Annotated in this window: 15 protein-coding genes; 7 read left to right on the top strand and 8 right to left on the bottom strand. The window is 56.3% G+C overall.

The window, feature by feature from the left end:
- Positions 1–65: 65 nt before the first annotated feature.
- Positions 66–2231, bottom strand: coding sequence for a DNA helicase II (uvrD, locus tag VOI14_RS03125; protein ID WP_323750569.1), 2166 nt, complete (start codon positions 2229–2231; stop codon positions 66–68).
- 241 nt (positions 2232–2472) lie between these two features.
- A complete protein-coding gene (locus VOI14_RS03120; RefSeq protein ID WP_323750568.1) occupies positions 2473–3921 on the bottom strand; it encodes an NAD-dependent succinate-semialdehyde dehydrogenase in 1449 nt (482 codons plus the stop codon).
- A 167-nt stretch (positions 3922–4088) separates the two neighbouring features.
- Here VOI14_RS03120 and VOI14_RS03115 point away from each other — a divergent pair, with 167 nt between their 5' ends.
- Complete coding sequence (locus VOI14_RS03115) at positions 4089–5102, top strand: histone deacetylase family protein (protein WP_133007160.1); 1014 nt, start codon at positions 4089–4091, stop codon at positions 5100–5102.
- On the opposite strand, the gene thiI is transcribed toward VOI14_RS03115, so the two are convergent.
- Positions 5099–6553 (bottom strand): tRNA uracil 4-sulfurtransferase ThiI, encoded by a 1455-nt coding sequence (thiI, locus tag VOI14_RS03110; protein WP_323750567.1) that lies wholly within the window; start codon positions 6551–6553, stop codon positions 5099–5101. The two genes, VOI14_RS03115 and thiI, sit on opposite strands and share 4 nt — an antisense overlap.
- Before the next feature lie 140 nt (positions 6554–6693).
- Between thiI and ppnN the strand changes: the two genes are divergently transcribed.
- Positions 6694–8076, top strand: coding sequence for a nucleotide 5'-monophosphate nucleosidase PpnN (ppnN, locus tag VOI14_RS03105; RefSeq protein WP_323750566.1), 1383 nt, complete (start codon positions 6694–6696; stop codon positions 8074–8076).
- Positions 8077–8114: 38 nt separating this feature from the next.
- On the opposite strand, the gene VOI14_RS03100 is transcribed toward ppnN, so the two are convergent.
- Complete coding sequence (locus tag VOI14_RS03100) at positions 8115–8450, bottom strand: c-type cytochrome (protein WP_323750565.1); 336 nt, start codon at positions 8448–8450, stop codon at positions 8115–8117.
- A 223-nt stretch (positions 8451–8673) separates the two neighbouring features.
- Between VOI14_RS03100 and VOI14_RS03095 the strand changes: the two genes are divergently transcribed.
- Positions 8674–9777: an enoyl-CoA hydratase/isomerase family protein gene (locus VOI14_RS03095; protein WP_323750564.1), complete on the top strand. Its 1104-nt coding sequence runs from the start codon at positions 8674–8676 to the stop codon at positions 9775–9777.
- 15 nt (positions 9778–9792) lie between these two features.
- On the opposite strand, the gene VOI14_RS03090 is transcribed toward VOI14_RS03095, so the two are convergent.
- Both VOI14_RS03090 and VOI14_RS03085 read right to left on the bottom strand, forming a co-directional pair.
- Positions 9793–10374 (bottom strand): ankyrin repeat domain-containing protein, encoded by a 582-nt coding sequence (locus VOI14_RS03090; protein ID WP_323750563.1) that lies wholly within the window; start codon positions 10372–10374, stop codon positions 9793–9795.
- Between the two features lie 67 nt (positions 10375–10441).
- On the bottom strand, positions 10442–12574 hold the full coding sequence (locus tag VOI14_RS03085; protein ID WP_323750562.1) for a tRNA(Met) cytidine acetyltransferase TmcA: 2133 nt from the start codon (positions 12572–12574) through the stop codon (positions 10442–10444).
- A gap of 233 nt (positions 12575–12807) precedes the next feature.
- Here VOI14_RS03085 and VOI14_RS03080 point away from each other — a divergent pair, with 233 nt between their 5' ends.
- Both VOI14_RS03080 and VOI14_RS03075 read left to right on the top strand, forming a co-directional pair.
- Complete coding sequence (locus VOI14_RS03080) at positions 12808–15084, top strand: ATP-dependent helicase (RefSeq protein WP_323750561.1); 2277 nt, start codon at positions 12808–12810, stop codon at positions 15082–15084.
- A 158-nt stretch (positions 15085–15242) separates the two neighbouring features.
- Entirely contained in the window at positions 15243–16430 is a 1188-nt protein-coding gene (locus tag VOI14_RS03075) for an OmpA family protein (RefSeq protein WP_323750560.1), read from the top strand.
- A gap of 56 nt (positions 16431–16486) precedes the next feature.
- On the opposite strand, the gene VOI14_RS03070 is transcribed toward VOI14_RS03075, so the two are convergent.
- A complete protein-coding gene (locus VOI14_RS03070) occupies positions 16487–17782 on the bottom strand; it encodes a methyltransferase (RefSeq protein WP_323750559.1) in 1296 nt (431 codons plus the stop codon).
- On the bottom strand, positions 17745–19022 hold the full coding sequence (locus tag VOI14_RS03065; RefSeq protein ID WP_323750558.1) for a D-amino acid dehydrogenase: 1278 nt from the start codon (positions 19020–19022) through the stop codon (positions 17745–17747). The genes VOI14_RS03070 and VOI14_RS03065 overlap by 38 nt, the downstream gene beginning before the upstream one ends.
- 134 nt (positions 19023–19156) lie before the next feature.
- Here VOI14_RS03065 and VOI14_RS03060 point away from each other — a divergent pair, with 134 nt between their 5' ends.
- Complete coding sequence (locus VOI14_RS03060; protein WP_323750557.1) at positions 19157–19966, top strand: TatD family hydrolase; 810 nt, start codon at positions 19157–19159, stop codon at positions 19964–19966.
- Positions 19963–21171: an HD-GYP domain-containing protein gene (locus VOI14_RS03055; protein ID WP_323750556.1), complete on the top strand. Its 1209-nt coding sequence runs from the start codon at positions 19963–19965 to the stop codon at positions 21169–21171. The genes VOI14_RS03060 and VOI14_RS03055 overlap by 4 nt, the downstream gene beginning before the upstream one ends.
- The last annotated feature ends 28 nt before the right edge of the window (positions 21172–21199 follow it).

Genomic DNA, 21199 nt, shown 5'->3' with positions numbered 1-21199 from the left:
TATGCGTTTGTGCACATTAAAGGATTGACCCAAGCCTGACAAGGAAAAATCGTATTCAATACACGCTAGCAGGCCTCCAAAGGCGCATACGCAAGAACAAGCCACTTGGCCCCTTCGTCAAAGTTCACCTGAACTCGCGTATGGTGTCCCGTGCCCTCGGAATTCATCACAATACCCTCGCCGAACTTCGGATGACGCACCCGCTGCCCAAGACTAAAACCCGACTGCTTGGCTGAATCCTGCGCAAACATACTTTCATTAGGCCGCCCTACCATCGCCGGGCGAGTCACCGTATTGCGTAACCGAACTTCCTGCAGGCAATCCGCTGGAATCTCACGAACAAAACGAGACAGCGCGTGGAACTTTTCCTGCCCGTATAAACGGCGGGATTCCGCGTAAGTAAGCACCAGCTTCTTCATCGCCCGAGTAATGCCGACATAAGCCAACCGGCGCTCTTCCTCCATACGCCCCGGCTCTTCAAGAGACATGCTATGGGGGAACAAACCTTCCTCAACACCCGCCAGAAACACCATGGGGAACTCCAGGCCCTTGGCCGAGTGCAAGGTCATCAACTGCACGCTGTCTTCATGATCCTCAGCTTGGGACTCTCCGGCATCCAACGCTGCTTGAGCAAGGAACTCCGCAAGCGGATCTACCCCGTCTTCCACTTCAAAATCGGACAAAGCGTTGACCAATTCCTCCAGGTTTTCCACTCGCGCCTGGCCCTTTTCGCCTTTCTCACTGGCGTGATAGTCCTTCAACCCACTGTTTTCAATGGCTTGTTTCATCAAGCCCTGCAACGAAGCCTCGCCTAACATTTCAGACAAGCCGTTAATGATCTCCAAGAACGACTGCAGGCCGGTTTTGGCGCGGCCTTTTACCTGACCTGCCGCCAGCATGCGTTCGGAGGATTCCCACAAAGAAATGCCCTGCTCCGTCGCGTAGAAGCGGATCTCCGCAAGGCTCTTCGCACCAATACCGCGGGTGGGAATATTCACCACCCGTTCAAACGCCGCATCGTCCCGGTGATACTGAACCAAACGCAGGTACGCCAGTGCGTTACGAATTTCCTGACGGTCGTAGAAGCGCAAACCGCCATACACCCGGTACGGAATGCCCTGGCGCATCAGGGATTCTTCCAACACCCGTGACTGGGCGTTAGAGCGATACAGTATGGCCGCTTCGCTACGCAAATTACCCTGATTCACCCAGTCGGTGATGGAGTCAGCGATGTAGTTAGCTTCGTCCTGCTCGTTAAACGCCGCATACAAACTAATGGGATCGCCATCGGGACCATCGGTCCAAAGCTCTTTACCCAGCCGGCCCTGGTTATTTGCAATCACCGCGTTTGCGGCCTTCAGAATCATCTGTGTCGAACGGTAATTCTGCTCCAACCGCACCATCCGAGCGTTAGGGAAATCCCGCTGATACTGCTGAATGTTCTCGATCTTAGCGCCGCGCCAGCCGTAGATCGACTGGTCATCATCACCCACCACGGTCAGTGGTACCCGGTTGCTGGCCAGCACCTGCAGCCAGGCGTATTGGATGGTGTTGGTGTCCTGGAACTCGTCTACCAAAATATGCTGGAAACGTTCCTGGTAATGGGCCAGCAGCTCAGGCCGGTGCAACCAAAGCTCGTGGGAGCGCAACAGCAATTCGCCAAAATCGACCAAACCGCCCTGATGGCACAGTTTTTCGTACTGGCGGTAGATTTTCAGCATGGTGTTGGTGAAGTGGTCGCCCGGGTTTTCCTGAATGTGGTCAGCCCGCAAACCTTCGTCTTTCTGGCTGTTGATGAACCACTGGGCTTGTTTGGGTGGCCACTGGCTTTCATCAATCTGGAACTCCCGCATCACCCGTTTGATCAGGCGCAGCTGATCGTCACTGTCCAGCACCTGGAAATTTTCCGGCAGGCCGGCGTCTTTCCAATGGGAGCGCAACAGGCGGTGAGCAATACCGTGGAAGGTGCCGAACCACAGGCCACGAGCGGGAATGTTCATCATCTGCTCGATGCGCGAACGCATTTCCTTAGCGGCTTTGTTGGTGAAGGTCACCGCCAGAATGCCCGTAGGTGGCACCCGGTCCACAGTCATCAACCACGCCATTCGGTGAACCAGCACCCGAGTTTTGCCACTGCCTGCACCGGCCAGCACCAACAGGTGGTCATTCTGAGCTGTAACAGCCTCGCGTTGGGCATCGTTCAGGGGGTCAATGATGTGGGAAACGTCCATAGCACCTAGCTTTTTTACTGGTTAAATAAACAGGTTTGGAAGTATAACAGGAGATAACGGGGATTTCTGTTGGGCCTAAGGATCCGGCCCAGACTCAGGTGCGGATGCCCACGGGCGGGTGAAGCTTTTCAGGACACGCTACAAGCCATCAATGGGGCTTATATCGGGCCGTCCCTGGCCCTCAATAGTCCTGAAAAGCTTCACCCGCCCGTGCGCTGTTTAACGTTAGGACACGGCCGTTTTAAAAACCTCTGGGAACCGTCTGCGCCTCAACAAACTCAAACAAACCTTCCAAGCCACCTTCACGACCAATGCCAGAAGCTTTCATGCCCCCAAACGGCGCTTCCGGTGTCGGCCCGGTGCCGGTGTTCCAGCCCACGTGACCGAAACGAAGGCCGGCCGCCACGCGTTGCGCGCGCTCAGCATCCGCCGTGAACACGTAGGAGGCCAACCCGAATTCGGTGTCGTTGCCCGCTTCAACCACTTCTTCCTCCGTGCGGAACAATGCCATGGGCACCAGCGGGCCGAAGGTCTCTTCCCGGTAGCAACACATGTCGCGGGTAACGCCCATCACCGCGGTCGGCGGGAAGAACAGACCATCGCCCAGTTCCCCGGGCACTTTACCTGCGACCAGAATCGCACCTTTGTTCAACGCATCTTCAAGGTGACGTTTAACTTTGTCGAATCCAGCCTGATTCACCAGCGGCCCGATATCGACACCGTCTTTCATACCATCACCAACGGTCATGCGCCCGATGCGCGCCGACAGTTTTTCAGCAAAAACTTCGGCCACATCTTCATGGATAAACACCCGGTTAGCGCACACACAAGTTTGGCCGCCGCCCCGGAATTTGTTAGCGATCAAGTTGTCCGCAGCAGCGTCCAGATCGGCGTCATCGAAAATGATGTAGGGAGCGTTGCCCCCCAATTCCAGCGCCAGTTTTTTCACCTGATCGGCGGTGTCCAGAACCAGTTTCCGGCCCACTTCAGTGGAGCCGGTAAAGCTGATCATCGGCACATCCTGGTGTTCACACAGCACTTTGCCGATCACGCTGGCTTTGCCCATCACCAGGTTAACCATGCCATCGGGTAGGTCGAGCTTATCCATCAACGTAAACAGCGCCACCATGGTCAGCGGGGTTTCGCTGGCCGGTTTGATCACCGACGGACAACCCGCGGCCAGAGCCGCCGACAGTTTTTTCGCGATCATGCCGATCGGAAAGTTCCAGGGAACGATCAGGCCAACTACCCCCACCGGCCGATAATGAACCGTCCAGGTGCAGTCCTTGGGTTTTTCGGGAATGGTGTGGGCGTCCAGAGCTTCGATGTGCTTGGCACAGTAATCGAAAAAGCCAGCCGCGTATTCCGCTTCACCCTGCGCCTCGGCCAAGGGTTTGCCGTGCTCCATGCACAGAATCCGGCCAATTTCGGCTTTGTTTTCTTTCAAGGCATCGCGGATGTCTTCCAGCCATTTCCTGCGGGTTTCGATGGGCCACGGCGTCGCCAGCCTCAGTGCCGACTTGCCCGCCTCAACCGCTGCCAAAATGTCGTTTTCCGGCATGGACGGCACCTCGGCAATGCGCTCTCGAGTCGCCGGATTGAACACCACGAAGGTATTGCCTCCGTCATTATCTACCCAACGTCCGCCAATATAGCCCTTAACATTCTGCAGTAATGGTGACTCAATCATCTCGGCTCCTTTTGGATCACGGATACCACCCCGGTACGGGATAGAACGGCTTGTTCATTTATGTCCCTCATAGTGGTAGCTGACAGTCACCCTGTAAAGTGCCAGCGCGTTTTTGACGCCACCGAGTTCGAGCCTATACTCGAAGGAGCTAACCAAGGAGGCCGGACATGAAAGCATTTTTCCATCCCTCGCAGGATCTACACATTCCGAAGACGTATTTTACGCGGGGGCAAATGCGCCAGCCCCAGGAGGTGCCGGATCGAACCGTGCAAATGCTGGAGGGCTTGAAGGAATTGGGTATACCCGTGCTTCAGCCGGCGGACCAGGGCATGGCTTCAATTTCCCGGGTGCACGATTTAGGCTATCTGCGGTTTCTGGAGTCGGCTCACCGCCGCTGGCAGGAAATGGATGATTGGGGCGACGAAGTCATCTCCAACATCTTTGTACGCTCCCCCAATGCTTTGCGCGGCGTTCTGGCAGAAGCTGCCCGCTATCTAGCCGACGGCAGTTGCCCGATTGGTGCAAACACCTGGGAGGCCGCGTACTGGTCGGCGCAAACCGCGCTCGGCGCTGCCGATACGTTGATGACGGGCGAGCGCGCGGCTTATGCGGTGTGCCGGCCACCGGGACATCACGCTCGCAAAGACGCGGCTGGCGGATTCTGCTATCTGAACAATGCAGCGATTGCGGCAGAACATCTGAAAAGCCGCTTTCCACGGACGGTCATTCTGGATACCGACATGCACCACGGTCAGGGCATTCAGGAGATTTTTTACGACCGCAGTGACGTTCTTTATATATCCATCCACGGTGACCCAACCAATTTCTATCCCGTGGTGACAGGCTTTGAAGACGAACGGGGCGAAGGCGATGGCCTGGGCTATAACATCAATCTGCCCATGCCACACGGTTCCAGCGAGGATGATTTCTTTGCCAAGCTGCAAGACGCGCTCGCCGCTATCCGCCTGTACCAGCCGGATGTGCTGATTCTGACGCTGGGTTTTGATATCTACAAGGACGACCCACAGGCAAAAGTGTCCGTTAGCTCAGAAGGCTTTTGCCGGCTCAGCACCCATATACGACAGCTGGGGCTACCGACGTTGGTCATTCAGGAAGGGGGGTATGATCTGGACACTCTCAAAGAGAATGTCCAGCAATTCGTCCAAGGACTCAGCGTTTAGCGCGAGGGCGTGTAGACCTTCACATTGGCGTGCCCGTCGGCCTTCAAATGGCCGGCGTGCATACGGCTCATGGTGCCGCGATCGCAGTACAGCAGGTACTGACTATCCGTCGGAAGACCCGCTAACTTCTGGTTGATTTCATAGAAAGGAATCTTCAGCACGTCATTACTGGTCAAAGACAGCGGCGCCCGCTCTTCCTCAGAAGGATGACGGATATCGATAATGACATCGCCTACGGACGGCGTTTCCACCAGCTCGACTTCTTCCGGCGTCACCACGCTGTCGAGCAATTGATTAACCATCACATCCGTACGGTCCTCAATAGCCTTGGCCAGAACCTCCGGATTCATTTTCTCTTCTTCTTCCTCAACCCGGTGCAACTTGGCACGGGTCACCGGCCGGCTGGAAATCACACCGCAATATTCCGGCATAGTGCGGGCAAATGGCTCGGTGCCAATATCCCTGGCAATGCGAATGATGTCTTGCTTGTCCATGGCGATCAGCGGGCGTAGCACCACTTCGTCGCTGGCCCGGTCAACCACGTTCAGGTTGGTCAACGTCTGACTGGACACCTGCGCCACCGCATCGCCCATCACCAAACCGCCCACGTTGTAGTACTGGCCAATCTCAGCTGCGGCTTTCAGCATCATACGTTTCAGAACCACACCCCAATGACGGTGGTTCACCGTGCGCATGATCTCTGCCACCACCCCTTCAAAAGGCACCGAGATGAACTTCACGTTGTGCGAAGAGGCGTATCGGTCCCACAGGTAATGGCTGACCTGACGAACGCCAACCTCGTGGGCAGCGCCTCCCAGATTAAAGAACAGAAAGTGGCTGCGCATGCCACGGCGCATCATCAGGTAGGCCGCAACCGAGGAATCGTAGCCACCGGAGATAAGCGTCATGACGGTTTCAACAGCCCCGATCGGGTAACCACCCGCGCCCTCATGGCGGCGATGGGCAATATGGAACTGATCGTTTTTAACCTCAACGCGCACTTCCACTTCAGGATTCTTCAAATCAACAGCGCGAGCATTGGTGGCCTGCAGAAGCATACCACCCACCAAACGCTCAAGATCGATCGAGCGGAAATCGTGATTACCGATTCGCCGGGCCCTTACCACAAAGCTCTTACCATCCAAGCGATCAGCGAAAGCCGAAATGGCTTTGTCAGCCACATCCTGAATATCCACAAACGGGAATACACCGATTTCCTGGATAGTAGAGATGCCCGGAATCCGAACCAGCTCATCAATCACCGGGCTGGCCAAGCCGCGCTCTTCTGGCACATCCACATCAATTCGGTCCCAGCTGCCATCCACCCGAATGTCAGAATCCAGCCGCGTCAGAATTTTTCGAATGTTCTGCCGCAAATGACGCATTTGCTGTTTACGAACGGGTTTACTCTTGATGGCGACTTCAGAGGCAGGACGAATCAACAATTTCATAGAATAAGGACTTCAAATAGATAAAGACGTTGGTTGGAAAAACGTCGGGTAGCGAATTAGCGGGAAAGGGCTTAGTGTAACCTTAAGACCGATGTGAACAAAATCAGTCATTGCCGAAACACTCAGGAGTTCTCCAAACGATGACAGAATCCACCATGAATGCACTGGTTTCACCGGAAGGCAGCCTCGAGATCTTATCCAGCCACGAGGTCGCCCGTCTCAAGGACAAGAGCGAAGGAGGTCTGTATCGATTATTCCGTCAATGCGCGCTAGCGGTCTTGAACACCGGCGTAGAAACGGACGACTGCAAAGAATTAATGGAAACCCACGCGGATTTCGACGTGCATCTTGTGCCTCAACCCAGAGGTTTGAAACTGGAGTTGGTCAACGCCCCCGCCCACGCCTTCGTGGACGGCGAAATGCTGCGAGCCAACCGGGAGCACCTATTTTCGGTACTGCGAGATATTGTTTACAGTCATTCCCTTCCCAACTTTGTTGAAGGCTTCCGCAAGGACAACCCGGAAGACCTCACCAATCTGGTGTTTCACATCCTCCGGAATGCGCGTGTTCTGGAAGCGGGTCGGCAACCGGACATTGTCGTCTGCTGGGGCGGGCACTCCATCAGTCACAACGAGTATCAATACAGTAAAGAAGTGGGGCATCAACTCGGCCTGAGAGGGCTAAGCATCTGCACCGGCTGCGGCCCCGGTGCCATGAAGGGTCCAATGAAAGGCGCCACCATTGGCCACGCCAAACAGCGAATCAAGAACGGCCGCTACATCGGCATCACCGAGCCGGGCATTATTGGCGCCGAAGCCCCGAACCCGATCGTCAATGAATTGGTGATCATGCCGGATATCGAGAAACGCCTGGAAGCCTTTGTCCGCGCTGGCCATGGCGTGATCGTCTTCCCCGGGGGCGTGGGTACGGCGGAGGAAATTCTGTACTTGCTGGGCATACTGCTCCACCCGGACAATGCGGACCTGCCCTTCCCGGTGGTGTTCACCGGCCGTCAGGAAAATGCCGAGTATTTCGAGATGATCGACCGTTTCATCCGCGATGCTTTAGGCGATGAAGCCGCCAGCAAATACGAAATTATTATTGATGACCCGGAGAAAGTGGCACAGACCATGAGACAGGGCATGAAGGACGTAGAAACCTTCCGCCGCGCCATGCAAGATGCCTACTACTTCAACTGGATGCTAAAAATTGACCCGGTCTTTCAGCTACCGTTCGAGCCGGACCACGACAACATGCGGGCCTTGGAACTTCACCGAAATCAACCGCCTCACATGGTCGCCGCCAATTTGCGCAAAGCGTTCAGCGGAATTGTCGCGGGTAATGTGAAGGAAAACGGGATTCGGAAAATTCAGGAGAACGGGCCGTTCGAGGTTTCAGGGGACCCGGCACTGATTGAGCCGCTGGAGGAAATGTTGGCACAGTTTATCGAACAAAACCGGATGAAATTACCCAGCTCGTCCGCCTACAAGCCTTGCTATCGAATCGTCAGTGGTGCGGTCTGAACCGCACCACTGCAGCGTTCTAGCAAACCGGGGACGGTTTACTGGCCGCCGGCTGGCAGGCTGGCGAAGTAAGCCGCCAGGTTGGCCATATCAGCATCGCTCAGAGCAGCCGCCTGAGCTTGCATAATGGGCGCCTGGCCACCTTGACGCTGTCCGGCTTTGTAGGCTTTCAGAGCGGAAACCAGGTACTGTTCTTTCTGGCCAGCCAGATTCGGATAGATCGGAATCTGAGACACGCCGTTCTGGCCGTGGCATGCTGCGCATACGGCCGCTTTTGCTTTACCAGCAGCGGCGTCTCCGGCAGCCATTGAAGCAGCAGGAGCTGCGGCACCCAGTGCGAACAAACCAGCAACTGCGAAGTGTTTCAAGTTCATAGGGGTAACCCTCTCATCATTTTTCGTTATCGAGTCGGAGTCTCACCGAATCAAATTCAGAGCTTACTTATAACACAGCCGTTCCAGCGCACAAATGTGATAGATCATGGACATTGATATCATCATAATGCGGTCTGACTCCTGAACATACGATGCAACCGCAAGAACAAACCAAAAATAATTACCCATTAGCAGAATCACCCGATTATCGGAGACAGTGCTCATGTCAGTAGAGGTCCAGGAACTCGCTTGCCGGGAAGGCCACATCGGCTTGCTAACCCTGAATTCGCCCAACACCCTGAACGCCTTGACCGAAGAAATGGTCGTGCAGGCTCAGGGTGCGCTAGACCGGTGGGCCGAGGACGACCGCATCTGCCTGGTGGTCCTGCGCGGCGTTGGTGAGCGCGCTTTCTGCGCTGGCGGTAACATTCGCGCCTTGTACGATGACATTCAGCGCGATGGCAACAGCGATGCCGCTCAGCGATTTTTTACTCAAGAATACCGTTTGAATTACAGCCTTCACCGCTTTCCAAAACCGGTCGTAGGTCTGGTGCGAGGCATTGTCATGGGTGGAGGCATGGGGCTGATGTCCGGCTGCCGCTACCGCCTGGTGACCCCGGATGTCACCCTTGCCATGCCAGAAATCAGCATTGGTCTGTTCCCGGATGTCGGCGCCAGCTGGTTCCTCAACCGCCTCCCCGGCCGGCTTGGCCTATTCATGGGCCTGACCGGCGCTCGACTGAACGCAACTGACGCGCTGCGCGTAGGTTTGGCCGACATGATCATTGAACCTGACCACATCGATGTGCTGCTGGAAAAACTGCAAGACGAGTATTGGCGAGGCGAACCGGCCGCCGACGACAATCGGCTGTTCCGGCTATTAAACCAGGTGGAAGCCGTGGATTATCGTGCACTGCCTTCCGGGCACCTGGAACAACACGAACAACGCATTGCCAAATTAACCGCCGGCACCGAGCTTCCGACCGTGGTCGAACAACTGCTTGGAAGCGACAGTGACGACCCGTGGTGGCAAAACTGCATTCAATCCCTGCGCAAAGGATCTCCGGTTACAGCTTGGCTCGTGTGGCATCAATTGAAGAAGGGTCAGCAAATGTCTCTGAAAGACATTTTCCGAATGGAGCTGGCAATGGCGCTGGAATGTGTCCGCAGACCCGACTTAGCCGAAGGCATTCGTGCGCTTATGGTCGACAAAGACCAGTCTCCAAAGTGGAGCTACGCTTCGGTCGCGGATGTTTCTCCGGACGTTGTGGAAAAGTACTTCCAGCCCGAATGGGACGACCAAACCGACCCCATGGGACTGGAGTAAAGACCTTAGCGGGTGTTACCGGGTGGCACCCGCATGAACCAGCAGCATCTCCAGATCACGGTTGTTCTGAGTGCGAGCAAGATCCAATGCAGTACGACCGTCATCACTTCGATAGTTCACATCTGCACCCGCCGCTAACAACATCTCGGCCGTAAGCAGATCACCACTGTCGACGACTTTCATCAGTAACGATTCGCCATTCTGGCTCACATTCACGTTGGCTCCCGCAGCCAACAGCGCGCGCACAACCGACAGATGCCCACTCTCCGAGGCATGAATAACGGGCGTATAGCCGGCAGAGTCCTCGCCGTTCACATCCGCGCCGGCCGCCAGCAAAAGCCGGACAATGCGCCGGTTACCGCTCGCCGCAGCCACCATCAGAGCGGACTCACCCGCAGCCGTTTTCGGGTCGGGATCAACACCTTGTGTCAGCAGGTTGAGCACCTCACGGTCTTCATTGCCCGCCACCGCGTTCATCAAAGCATCCGAATCCTCGCTCTTCATCAGCTCCGGCTTACTGGCCATTGAGCTACAGCCAACCAGCAGCAGCAAGATTAAACCCCAGAGGTACTTCAACTTGCTCTCTTCCATGACCATAGCTTTGAATCCCTGATAAACGTTCAACTATTTTGGGCGGCAACCTGTGTCATTTAAATCGAACGGATCACAACTCCGGTCCGTTTTTCAGGAGTTCACACACCAAGTTCCGCAGCCGCACTTCACCCTCTTTCTGGCCAGTGCACAGACCGGCATAGCGAAGCTCATCCCAAGACCAACCCTGAGTGACAACCCGGCACCACACAGCCCAGTCTGGTTGAGGTTGCAGCCACGCCATCACTCCGGGGCAACGCTCTAACTGCCGCAATACCGGCAGTGTTAATTCAAAACCTCGATACCCTTCTGAAAAATTCACCAGATCCCGGTGATCATCATCGTCCAGCCATGCTTGCACGGGTAAGTCAGCACTGACCGCCACCAGCAACTCAGGCGTAATCCGAGACCAATGACGAGGCACCAGCACGGGCCAATGCCGCGCAAAACGATCGCGCAGACTCTGCTCCAATTGCTTCCCGGATTCAGACACACCACACAGCATTTGCACCGGAAACTCCCCGGTACTGGCTTCCTGGTTGATCCCCAGCCGCACCACTCGCAAGCCACAGGCTTGCCAGAAAGCCAATAATCCCGGCTCGCCACCAAAGCTGGTGCCCAATCCGTCAAACTCTTGTTCGTGACTGGCCCGTGCAGCCTCCTCCACCAACCGCTTACCGATTCCCAAATGACGGAGCTCTTCCGAAACCGCCACCCGGACAACCCGCAGCGTGCGCTGAACTGCCGCCTCCGGAAAACCACCGTGGGTCGCCAGAGATTGCGCTAACAGGTGGCCACGAGGCCTTCGCACCCCCTTCGCGATTTGCTCCGCCAACTCCGGTCCCAAACCACCCTCCACGGAAGCCCAAAGCACACCAACCGTCACCCCGTTAACTACCGCGCGCCAACTGTGTAATCCAGGATCATCCAGCCACTGCCGGAGGTCCGCCGGCGTCGTCCGGTAATGGGCGTCCACCAACAACCCGAAGGATTCTGAAAGCGCTTGTTCATTCGCTTTGGCAGGGTGCCAACGTTCAACCACCACGTCGTCGGCGCCCGAGCAACTAGCTTTCGGGCTTTCTGCCGACAGCAGAAACAAATCTGAAACCAACTGCTCCAACGGATCAGCCGCAGCCCAGCGCACCGGCTGAGTCAAACTGACCGTCTGCCAATGGGGCGTTTCCCGATCCAACACCTGCCGAAACCGAATGGCAAAGCCTCGGCCCGTGCCCTCATAACCATGCACCGTGCTGGCAAACGCCACCCTCGGCCAAGCCAACAAAACATCCCGCAACCAATGCGCAGGCACACCGGCGGCCTCGTCCACCATCACCACCTCGGCCTCCGGCTTGTTGACCAACAAATCCTGCACCGACAGATAGCGGATGGACTGCCCCTCTTCCATCACCAAGGCATCGTCATTTTGCTCCGCCAACCGCTCACCCAGCCTGTCTGCCGCATGCCGGAAAAAACTCGTCAAGTTGTCCACCGAAGGCGACGTCACCAACACCTGCTGCCGCCCTGCAAGCAACAACTCCGCCGCTGCAATACCCAGCGCCGCGGACTTGCCCCGCCCCCGGTCCGCCGTCACCACCAACGGCCGACGACGCCGACCCAAGCCAAACCGCACCAACTGCGAAACCAACTGCGCCTGCTCCGGCGTAGTAGCGGGCTCAAAAACTGACGTGCCAGACTCCACTACAGGCAAAACCGGAGCCGCTTCGTGGCCTTGCCGAACCCGAATCACATCCGCATCCGCCGCCAAAACACCGGCCATACGCGCCGCAAACGCATGGTTTTGCGCTTGATCCAGCCCCGTTCGCACATAATCCGGATCGCTAAACGTAGACCAATCCTTTAACGGCGGCATCAACCAAAACAACAAACCACCCGCCTTCAACGTCCCTGACAGTGCCGCCAATCCATCCGGCGGATTCCCCTGCCAGCCATCCCAAACCAACACCCCGGTTTCCCGCCCCAGCCAGCGCTTGAACTGCTTCGACGCAATACCGGTCACACCGACCAAGTCAGCATCCTCGGCACGACCCACCCAAAGCGCCTGAGCCGTGTCCAGTGCTTCAAGACAACCGGCCACCCAAGCACGAGCCCACTCAGGCTCACCTTCCACCAGGACCAGGCGGCGCTCACCCACTGCAGACAACTGCTCAGTCATCACTTGCCAGCTTTTAGCATCGATAGAAGACATCAAGAACCACTAACTCCAAAAGAGTGCCTTGTCGGGTAGTCCCTTCCAAAACTGTGCGCAGCCATGGATGACAGAGCTCAAGCGTCACATGGACGTGCCGAAGGAGCGTGTTTTGGAAGCAACTACCCGGCAGGGCACGGCGCGAAAGGCACCCTGTTTTTTATGAAACGAGCCAAGCGACCATTATGGGGCCCAACTACCCCCACCGCCAGTTGCCAAGTACAATGCCCAACATGCCAATCAATCCCCAAACACCCGACACCAGCTTCCTCCCGGATTACCTCACCGACGAGCAGCGGAACATCATCACCGCCGGTTACGAACATTCGGTGATCACCGCCGTTGCTGGTAGCGGAAAAACCTCTACCCTGGCCTGGCGCATCCGCTACCTGCTGGAACATGGCCACGACCCCCATCGCATGCTGGTCCTCATGTTCAACCGCAGCGCGCGAGTCGACTTCGAGCGCAAACTCCAACAAGTCTGTGACCAGTCGGGATTGGCGCCGCCGGAAATTCGCACCTACCACGCCATGGGATACCGGCTCTACAAACGCTTCGTGCGGGAAGGCTACCTACCGGGCTTTTCGGACAAGATTCTCACCGAACACGAAATCGGTTACCAGGCCTGGATGCTCACCCGGAGGCTGGCTCCCGAAGATCTGGCCGATGAGATCCGCCGCAACAAGAAAGACTATGTGGAAACCGCCACCGGCTTTATCGACCTGGTCAAAACCTGCCTGTCGCCCGCAGAAATCGTATTCGAGGAACTGGGGTACTCGGAAAAGCACAAATACCTGATCGACCTGTTCCACAGCTTCGAACAATGGCGCAAAAGTCAGGGCCGGATCAGCTACGCCGACATGATTTACGAACCGGTCATGGCCATCCACCAGAACCCGCCATTACAGCGACTGGTAGGCAACAAAATGGACCTGATTTTGGTGGACGAATATCAGGATACCAACGAAATCCAGCACCTGCTGTTGCGCTACGTGGCGGGCGATCGGGCCAGAGTGACAGTGGTCGGCGATCCCGACCAGACCATTTACGAATTCCGCGGCGCCAAGCCGGAATTCATCTTGCGCCGATTCAGTGACGAATTCGAAAGTCCACTCGAGCAAACCCTGAGTTTTACGTTCCGCTACGGCCATCAGGTTGCACTACTCGCCAACCACCTGATCTGCCATAACACCGGCCGGAAAGACGTGCTGTGCCATTCGCATCCTTCCACTGCGGCGACCCATACCGAGTTGCACCGGGCGGAAAACGATGGCGACCAGGTGCTGAAAATTCTGCAAACCCAAAGTCCGGACGAAAACAGCGAGACCGCCGTGCTGTTCCGGGTTTGGAGCCAGAGTGTTCCGATTGAGCTGAAGCTTTTGGCCCGACAGGTCCCCTACCGGATAGACGCCGGCAAAGGCGCCCTGTTCAGCCGAGAAGTGCAGGCAATGACCGCATTGTTGATGGTGGTCAGTGGCCGCATCAAACAGCTTCCCGATGCCGACCGGTTAGACATAGCCCGACAAATATTGCGTTTCCCTCACGCCGGTCTCAAAGAACCTGAACTGGAAAATCTTGCACAGTTTTTGGCAGGATTCGGCGAACACTGGCACGAACGTCTGCTGTCGATGGACTTTGATGCCCTGCAACCGATGCCAGCCCGAAAACTGCGAAAACTCGGTGAAGTTCTGGCCCAGCTAAGCAGTTACCAAGGGCCGGTGGCCGGCCTGATTCGAGTCTACGCCGAGTACACCGACTTGTATGACGGCATCCGTAGCCTGGCACTGACCCACGACAGTGCCGAAGAACGCATCGACACCATCCAAGGCTTTCGGGATTATTTGAAGAGTCTGGACACCGATGCCGGGGGCGCGCTGGATCATCTCAAAGCCCTGAAACAACAGGCCGGCGCAAATGCCGACAAAGGCGTGCTGCTGTCCACGATCCATCGCACCAAAGGGCTGGAGTGGCCGATCGTGATTATTCCCGGCTTACAGGAAAAATACCTGCCCTACAGTCCGCGGCCGCAAGACAACGCACAGGCCTTGATGGAGAGCGAACGGCGACTGTTATACGTGGGCATGACCCGGGCCCGGCACGTTTTGCACCTGATCACCCGACCAGCCAGCCAAAGACCTCATCTGGACGGAGATCAAGGACCCAGTCGGTTCGTTTCGGAACTCTGCTATGAGTTATCACACGAACTGGGTTCACGGCTTGATGAAAACGCTGCGGCACCCGAAACCCCTCTGGTTCTAGACCACGCCACCACCGCGGTCAGTGTCCGTTACGCCACTCGCGCGGGCTTAACGTTAGAGGGTGTCGAGCCGGATAATGACCACGATTTAATGGAACCTGTCTGGCATAGCCGGCGCATCAAACATACAGTGTTCGGCGCCGGAGAAGTGGTCAGTGAAGACGAAAGCTCTTTTGAAGTTCACTTTGACAACTCAGACACTCTGAACTTCAGTAAAAAGAGTGCGCACCTGTACTTCACGGCGAGTAAGTAACTGCACTATCCGTAGAACTCCGAAGGCGTTAACACCGTAATTTTTTTGTGTTTTTGTGACGGCTGCCCTACTCTTTAGAGGACTAAAGATATCGCTGCAGGTATCAAATTTTTCCGAACAATGGTCGGACTCAAAAAAATCGAAACAGGAGGTTCCGCATGAAGTTCATGCGTCCGGTGGCTCTAGCTGCCCTTGCTACAACCCTTACAGCTCCCGCTCTGGCCGAAAGCCAGCAAACCATCTACCTGAACCCGTTCGCGGGTTATCAGTACTTCGGTGACAAGCGCGATCTGAGCGAAAGCGGCACCTACGGCATTGGTGTCGAATACCGCTTCCGCCCCAACTGGGCCGTAGAAGCTGTATACTCCCGCGCAGATGCTGACCGTAAATATGTATCCGGCGAATCCGATTTTGATGAAGTCCGCGTTGATGGTACTTATTACTTCGCAGGTCAGGATAAAGCTTGGAACCCATACGTTTCCATGGGCGCCGGCCACGCTGACTTCGAAGGTGGCTCTGTACGTACTGCCGGGTCCAATCACGACGAGACTCGTGTCAACGTAGGCGCTGGTTTCCGTTACAACGTCAGCGACATGATCTCTCTACGTGCTGACCTGCGCGAATTCCACGGCATCGACGAAAGCACGTTCGACACCATGGCTTCTTTGGGTCTGAGCTTCGCGTTCCATCGCACCACTGCTGAGCCCGCTCCTGCTGACGCCGACAACGACGGCGTGCCGGACACTCGTGACCAGTGCGCCAATACTCCGGCAGGCGCCCAGGTTGATAGCCGCGGTTGTGAGCTGGATGGTGACAACGACGGCGTAGCCAACAGTAAAGACCAGTGCCCGACCACACCGGCTGGCGCAGAAGTGAACAGCCGTGGCTGTGAGCTGGATAGCGATAATGACGGCGTGGTTAACAGCAAAGACCAATGCCCGAATACCGCGGCCGGCGCAGAAGTTGACGAACACGGTTGTGAAGGCGTCACCGACACCATCGAAACCATCAACCTGCGCGTTCAGTTCCCGCTCAACAGCTCGGTAATTGACGATGCCTACGACATCGAAATCCGTCAGGTCGCTGACTTCATGGAAGAGCACCCGGGTACCACGGTTGAAATTGCCGGCCACTCTGACAGTACCGGTAAAGCTGAATACAACCGTTTCTTGTCTCAGCGTCGCGCTGAAGCAGTAGCTAACCGCCTGGTGTCCGCACTGGGTGTTGATGCCGATCGCGTTAGCGCCGTTGGCTACGGTGAAGCCGAGCCAATTGCCACTAACGACACTTCTGCTGGCCGCGCCCAGAACCGTCGTGTAGAAGCCCGCATCCAAGTGCTCCGCTAAGACACTTTGATTCGGTAACACAAAGAAGGCGCCTTAGGGCGCCTTCTTTGTGTCTGCTATTCACTATTCGTTAGCTTGAACGCATCCAACAACAAATTTCGGGGCGTCAAAGCACGCTCGCAGAACGTCCCCAGATTGACCCGATAGCCCTGCTCTTCCAGATACACCGCATAATCCAGCACCAACCACAGTTCAAGCGGACGCCGGAACAGATGGCGAAGTAATTCATGCCGACGAACCTGTCGGGACCGTTTCTCCCCAACCGCCTGCCAATGAGACCAATCGATCTCTTCAGGTAAAGACACTCGCTTCTTCCCCGCCGCCCACTGACAAAACTCCTCGAAACTACCGCTGTTCAATCGCGATGGATGCGAGGGTACGGGCAAGTAAAACCCGGTTTCAGACAAGCTTCGTTGCAGCGCATCGAAACCCAACCGCCAGACACGGATCCGCGCCGACTGGGCACGCTCCCGAGCCGGGGCCGTGACTGTCTCTTGCACGGCCAAACGAAGTCCCGCGCGATCTATATCAAGCACATTGTGAGACTGCCGGGCCTGCTGCGAGAGCATGCGGTAGGCCCCACGCCCACCCAAGTGGTAGCAGCAAGGCGACACACTCACCCGGGCCAGCCCCGCTTCGCTGCCTGCGCGCAGTAGTTGCCGGTGCAAATCACCACAGGCGTGCAAAGCGGTGCCATGGTTTACCGCCGGCCAGTTTAAATCTGCGGCCATCACATCCTGTTGCGTCACCCGCACAGGATCCCCGTACTTTGTCGCAATGCGATTGCCATCTTGCACCAGCTCCGAGTCCCACTCGAAGCCGAACACTTCTTCAGCCCCTTGCCCCGTCATGGTACGAGCCAAGTGACCTTTACCACAGCACCAGTCCAACACCCGGCCGTTCAAAGGCGCAAGCGACGCTGCGAAGGCGCCGGCTTGCAAGCGCTTTCGGCCTGGCATATCCACCGCCTGCACTTCCCTTAACGAGGCCTTCGGGCCATCGTCATACCCTGACAGCCGCGGCACCGACACCAACTCGCGATAAGCCGATAATGCCGGCACAAAACGAGCAACCTCCTGCGCAAACGCGGGCAAATGCTCCTGCCAATAGTCGTAATCTTCGTCGGATAACTGTTCAAGCCAATTCGCCAGATCGGGATACTGCTGGCGCCAGCCCGGCTGCGGCTCCATGAATGGTACCGGCCGCCAAAATGCTTCGTGGCCGGTTAGCCAATCATTCACTACCCGCCATTGCGGGAAGAGCGAGAGCGCCTGTCTTTGCTCATTCGTTGAGGGATAACCTTCGGCGGAAATCTTAAAGCCCTCCGGCAAAGCGACCCGGCCGGAACGCATCCAGCGATACCGCCGGTTCCTCACCATCAATGACCTGTGCGATCACCGCCGCACAGCCGGCAGACAGCGTCCAACCAAAGGTGCCATGCCCGGTATTCAAGTAAAGGTTGTCGCGAGGTCCCTTGCCAATAATGGCCGGGCCGTCGGGCGTCATCGGGCGAAAGCCGGTCCAGGTCTCAGCCGCATCCAGATCGGCGCAGCCGGGATAACGGGACTGCACCGATTTTTTAATAGTGGCGATTCGAGCCTCGGGAACATCACGATTGAAATCCGTCAATTCGACAAACCCCGTCGCCCTCAGGCGGTTGCCCAAACGGGTTGAGACCACTTTAAAATTATCATCGTGCACCGTACTCGCCGGCGCTTTTTCGGGGTCACTCAACGGAACGGTAATGCTGTAACCCTTGATCGGATAGATGGGCAACGTCAGCCCCAAAGGCTTAACCAGCTCCGGCGACCAACAACCCGCTGCCACCACCACAGCATCCGCCTCCAGCCGCTCAGACTTACCGCTCGCACTGCGGAACTGCACCGCATTGACGCGTTGATGATCCGCCAACAACGCGTCCACCTCCACCTCGTAGCGAACGTTTACGCCCAGGTCTTCACACACTCTGGCCAGAGCTTGGGAGAACAAATGGCAATCGCCGGTGCCATCGGTGTCATAGCGCAGAGCACCGTATAACGGGCCGCCACCGGTCATACCGGGCTCCACTTCCCGAACCTGTTCTGGTGAAAGCAACTGTGAGGGGACACCCACCTCGTTTAGAAATTCGTGTGTCTTCTGCAAGTCATCCAAAGCCTCTGGCGTACTGGCGAGATGCAGAAGCCCGTCATGCGCACCATCAAATACCAAGTCATGCTCTTTCTCCAGCGCCAAAAACCGCTCACGACTGTAGGCCCCCAATTTCAGCATGGCCCGCTTGTTAAGACCAAACAGTCCCGGTGACCAGGCATAACGCAAGGTCGCCAACAAAAACCGGGTGGCCGCCAATGAAGGCGGCATCCGCATCTTTAGGGGGCCATCGGTTTTGAACAACCAAGGCAGCGCCTTCAGCACCATCGACGGGTCTGCCCAAGGATAAACGACACCGTATGAGCGCTGAGCAGCATTGCCCTTGCTGGTTTCATTACCCGCCAGCGCGTGGCGCTCCAGAACCGTAACCTGATGACCGCGTCGCACCAGTTCTCTGGCGGTAGTTATGCCAACAACGCCGCCACCGACAACCACAATATGCATCGTGTTCTTCCCCTAATCACCGCTTCTGAAATCTCGCCCTACTCTCTTCATTCAGCGCAAACTGGTAAACTCGACCATAGTCGCTCTCAGCATAGCACCCACTCAACTTCCGAGATGGAGTCAGGACACCGGACATGAGCAAAAAACGCCGCGAAATTCCCGTATTCGACCACCCAATCATCGAGACCCACTGCCACCTGGATTATCTGAAAGATCGGCCTCTGGAAGACACTCTCGAACAAAGCCGGCAAGTGAACATCGAAAAGGTCATCACCATTGCCGTATCGCCCGATAATCTTGCGGTCGTCAGAGAACTCAGCCGAGCTAAAGATTGGTTATATGGCACTCAGGGCATTCACCCTCATGAAGCCGAAACATATAACGATCAGGTAGAGGAAGAAATACGTACCCATGCTCAGGACGAGAAGATCGTCGCCGTGGGCGAAATCGGGCTGGATTACTTCTACGACAAGGCCGACCGGGCAACCCAGCGCGAGGTGTTTCGTCGCCAGCTGCAAATTGCCTGTGACAGTGACCGCCCGGTGGTTATCCACAGTCGTGAGGCCGATGACGAAACCATCGAAATTCTGAAAGAGTTCGAAACCTCGCTCAAACGCCGCGGCGTGATCCACAGCTTCACATCCGGCCCGGGCTTAGCTCAATACGCATTGGATCAAGGCTGGAACTTAGGCTTTAATGGTATTACCACGTTCAATAAAGCGGAGAACGTAAGGGACATCGTGCGCATGACGCCAATCAGCCAGATTCTTCTTGAAACCGACGCCCCGTTCCTGACCCCGGTACCTTATCGTGGCAAGGAGAATGCACCGTTTTATTTGCCCTTTGTCGCCGAAAAAATTGCCGAGGTGAAAGACTTGCCGCTCGACGAGGTGATTGTGCAAACCTACCAGAACAGCCTGCGGACGTTTTTTCCCGAGCGATGATCAAACGCATTCCTATCGCCGCGCTGAAGGTCGGGATGTACATCACCGACCTCAACAACGATTGGATACCCCACAACGCGCAGCGTAGGCGTGGTGTGATACGGAATGAAGAAACCGTCGAAAAAATTCGCGCCATGGGCGTGCAGTTCGTCTATATCGATGCCGAAAAGGGTTTGGATACTCAGGATTACGAAACCGCAGCAGAAGTAGACAAGCGCAATGAAGAAGCCCTGCAAAACGTTGGTGAGCAGAAACCCGGGGTGGCCCCCAAAGTCGCTCTAGAGCTGGAAATGGAGGCTGCGCAGGGCATACACACCCAAGCGCAAGGGCTGGTCGATAGCTTCATGGGTAACGTCAAAATCGGCGCCGCCGTTGACATCAACCCCATCCACAAGCTGGCCGGCGAGCTTCAAAATTCCGTAATAAGAAACCCTAACGCTCTGGGCTGCCTGGGCCGCATTCGTGAAAAAGACAACTACCTGCTTGAACACTCCGTCAACCTGAGTGTTTTGATGACGCTCTTCGGGCAATACCGCAAACTGTCAGCCGACGTTCTGCATCAAACGGTGGTGGGTGCCCTGCTTCACGACCTCGGAAAAATACTGACACCCGATGACATACTGCACAAACCCGGCCGCCTGACGGCAGAAGAGTTTGAGATAATGAAGCTTCACGCCCGTCAATCCCGCGACATTTTGTTAGCGACTGAAGGCATTGGCGAGCTCACCGTGATTACCGCGGCTCAGCATCACGAACGCATGGACGGCACAGGGTACCCAGAGGGTTTGTCAGGTGATGAGATCTCAGTCTACGGGCGTATGGTCGCCATCGCCGACGTGTATGATGCCATCACCGCCGACCGCGTTTACCACAAGGGGATGGCGCCCACCCAAGGCCTTAAGAAGCTGCTGGAATGGAGCGGCCCTCATCTGGATGCGACCCTGGTCCAGGAATTCATCCACTGTGTTGGCCTGTACCCGGTGGGTTCACTTGTGTTGCTCGAAAGCGGCCGACTGGGCGTTGTTACCGAGATCAACGAAGAAGACCTACGCCTGCCCGTGGTAAAGGTGATGTACCACGCCACACTCCGAACGCCGATCACAGTCACCCGAGTGGATCTCGCCAAACCGGGTAATCAAGACCGAATCAAACGCGCCGTCGACCCCAATCAATACAAAATTAATGTCGGGCATTTTTTGATCTGAGCCTTTGCCGCCCTCACCGCTTCCGGTG

Source organism: Marinobacter sp. (assembly GCF_034669625.1).
Taxonomy (GTDB): domain Bacteria; phylum Pseudomonadota; class Gammaproteobacteria; order Pseudomonadales; family Oleiphilaceae; genus Marinobacter.
The sequence above is the reverse complement of the archived record's forward strand: the minus strand, read 5'-3'. Positions and strand labels throughout refer to the sequence as shown.

What these genes read in the sequence shown, in the direction of transcription:
- uvrD (WP_323750569.1), bottom strand. Translation starts at nt 2,231, where the DNA reads ATGGACGTTTCCCACATCATTGACCCCCTGAACGATGCCCAACGCGAG.
- VOI14_RS03120 (WP_323750568.1), bottom strand. Translation starts at nt 3,921, where the DNA reads ATGATTGAGTCACCATTACTGCAGAATGTTAAGGGCTATATTGGCGGA.
- VOI14_RS03115 (WP_133007160.1), top strand. Translation starts at nt 4,089, where the DNA reads ATGAAAGCATTTTTCCATCCCTCGCAGGATCTACACATTCCGAAGACG.
- thiI (WP_323750567.1), bottom strand. Translation starts at nt 6,553, where the DNA reads ATGAAATTGTTGATTCGTCCTGCCTCTGAAGTCGCCATCAAGAGTAAA.
- ppnN (WP_323750566.1), top strand. Translation starts at nt 6,694, where the DNA reads ATGACAGAATCCACCATGAATGCACTGGTTTCACCGGAAGGCAGCCTC.
- VOI14_RS03100 (WP_323750565.1), bottom strand. Translation starts at nt 8,450, where the DNA reads ATGAACTTGAAACACTTCGCAGTTGCTGGTTTGTTCGCACTGGGTGCC.
- VOI14_RS03095 (WP_323750564.1), top strand. Translation starts at nt 8,674, where the DNA reads ATGTCAGTAGAGGTCCAGGAACTCGCTTGCCGGGAAGGCCACATCGGC.
- VOI14_RS03090 (WP_323750563.1), bottom strand. Translation starts at nt 10,374, where the DNA reads ATGGTCATGGAAGAGAGCAAGTTGAAGTACCTCTGGGGTTTAATCTTG.
- VOI14_RS03085 (WP_323750562.1), bottom strand. Translation starts at nt 12,574, where the DNA reads ATGTCTTCTATCGATGCTAAAAGCTGGCAAGTGATGACTGAGCAGTTG.
- VOI14_RS03080 (WP_323750561.1), top strand. Translation starts at nt 12,808, where the DNA reads ATGCCAATCAATCCCCAAACACCCGACACCAGCTTCCTCCCGGATTAC.
- VOI14_RS03075 (WP_323750560.1), top strand. Translation starts at nt 15,243, where the DNA reads ATGAAGTTCATGCGTCCGGTGGCTCTAGCTGCCCTTGCTACAACCCTT.
- VOI14_RS03070 (WP_323750559.1), bottom strand. Translation starts at nt 17,782, where the DNA reads ATGCGTTCCGGCCGGGTCGCTTTGCCGGAGGGCTTTAAGATTTCCGCC.
- VOI14_RS03065 (WP_323750558.1), bottom strand. Translation starts at nt 19,022, where the DNA reads ATGCATATTGTGGTTGTCGGTGGCGGCGTTGTTGGCATAACTACCGCC.
- VOI14_RS03060 (WP_323750557.1), top strand. Translation starts at nt 19,157, where the DNA reads ATGAGCAAAAAACGCCGCGAAATTCCCGTATTCGACCACCCAATCATC.
- VOI14_RS03055 (WP_323750556.1), top strand. Translation starts at nt 19,963, where the DNA reads ATGATCAAACGCATTCCTATCGCCGCGCTGAAGGTCGGGATGTACATC.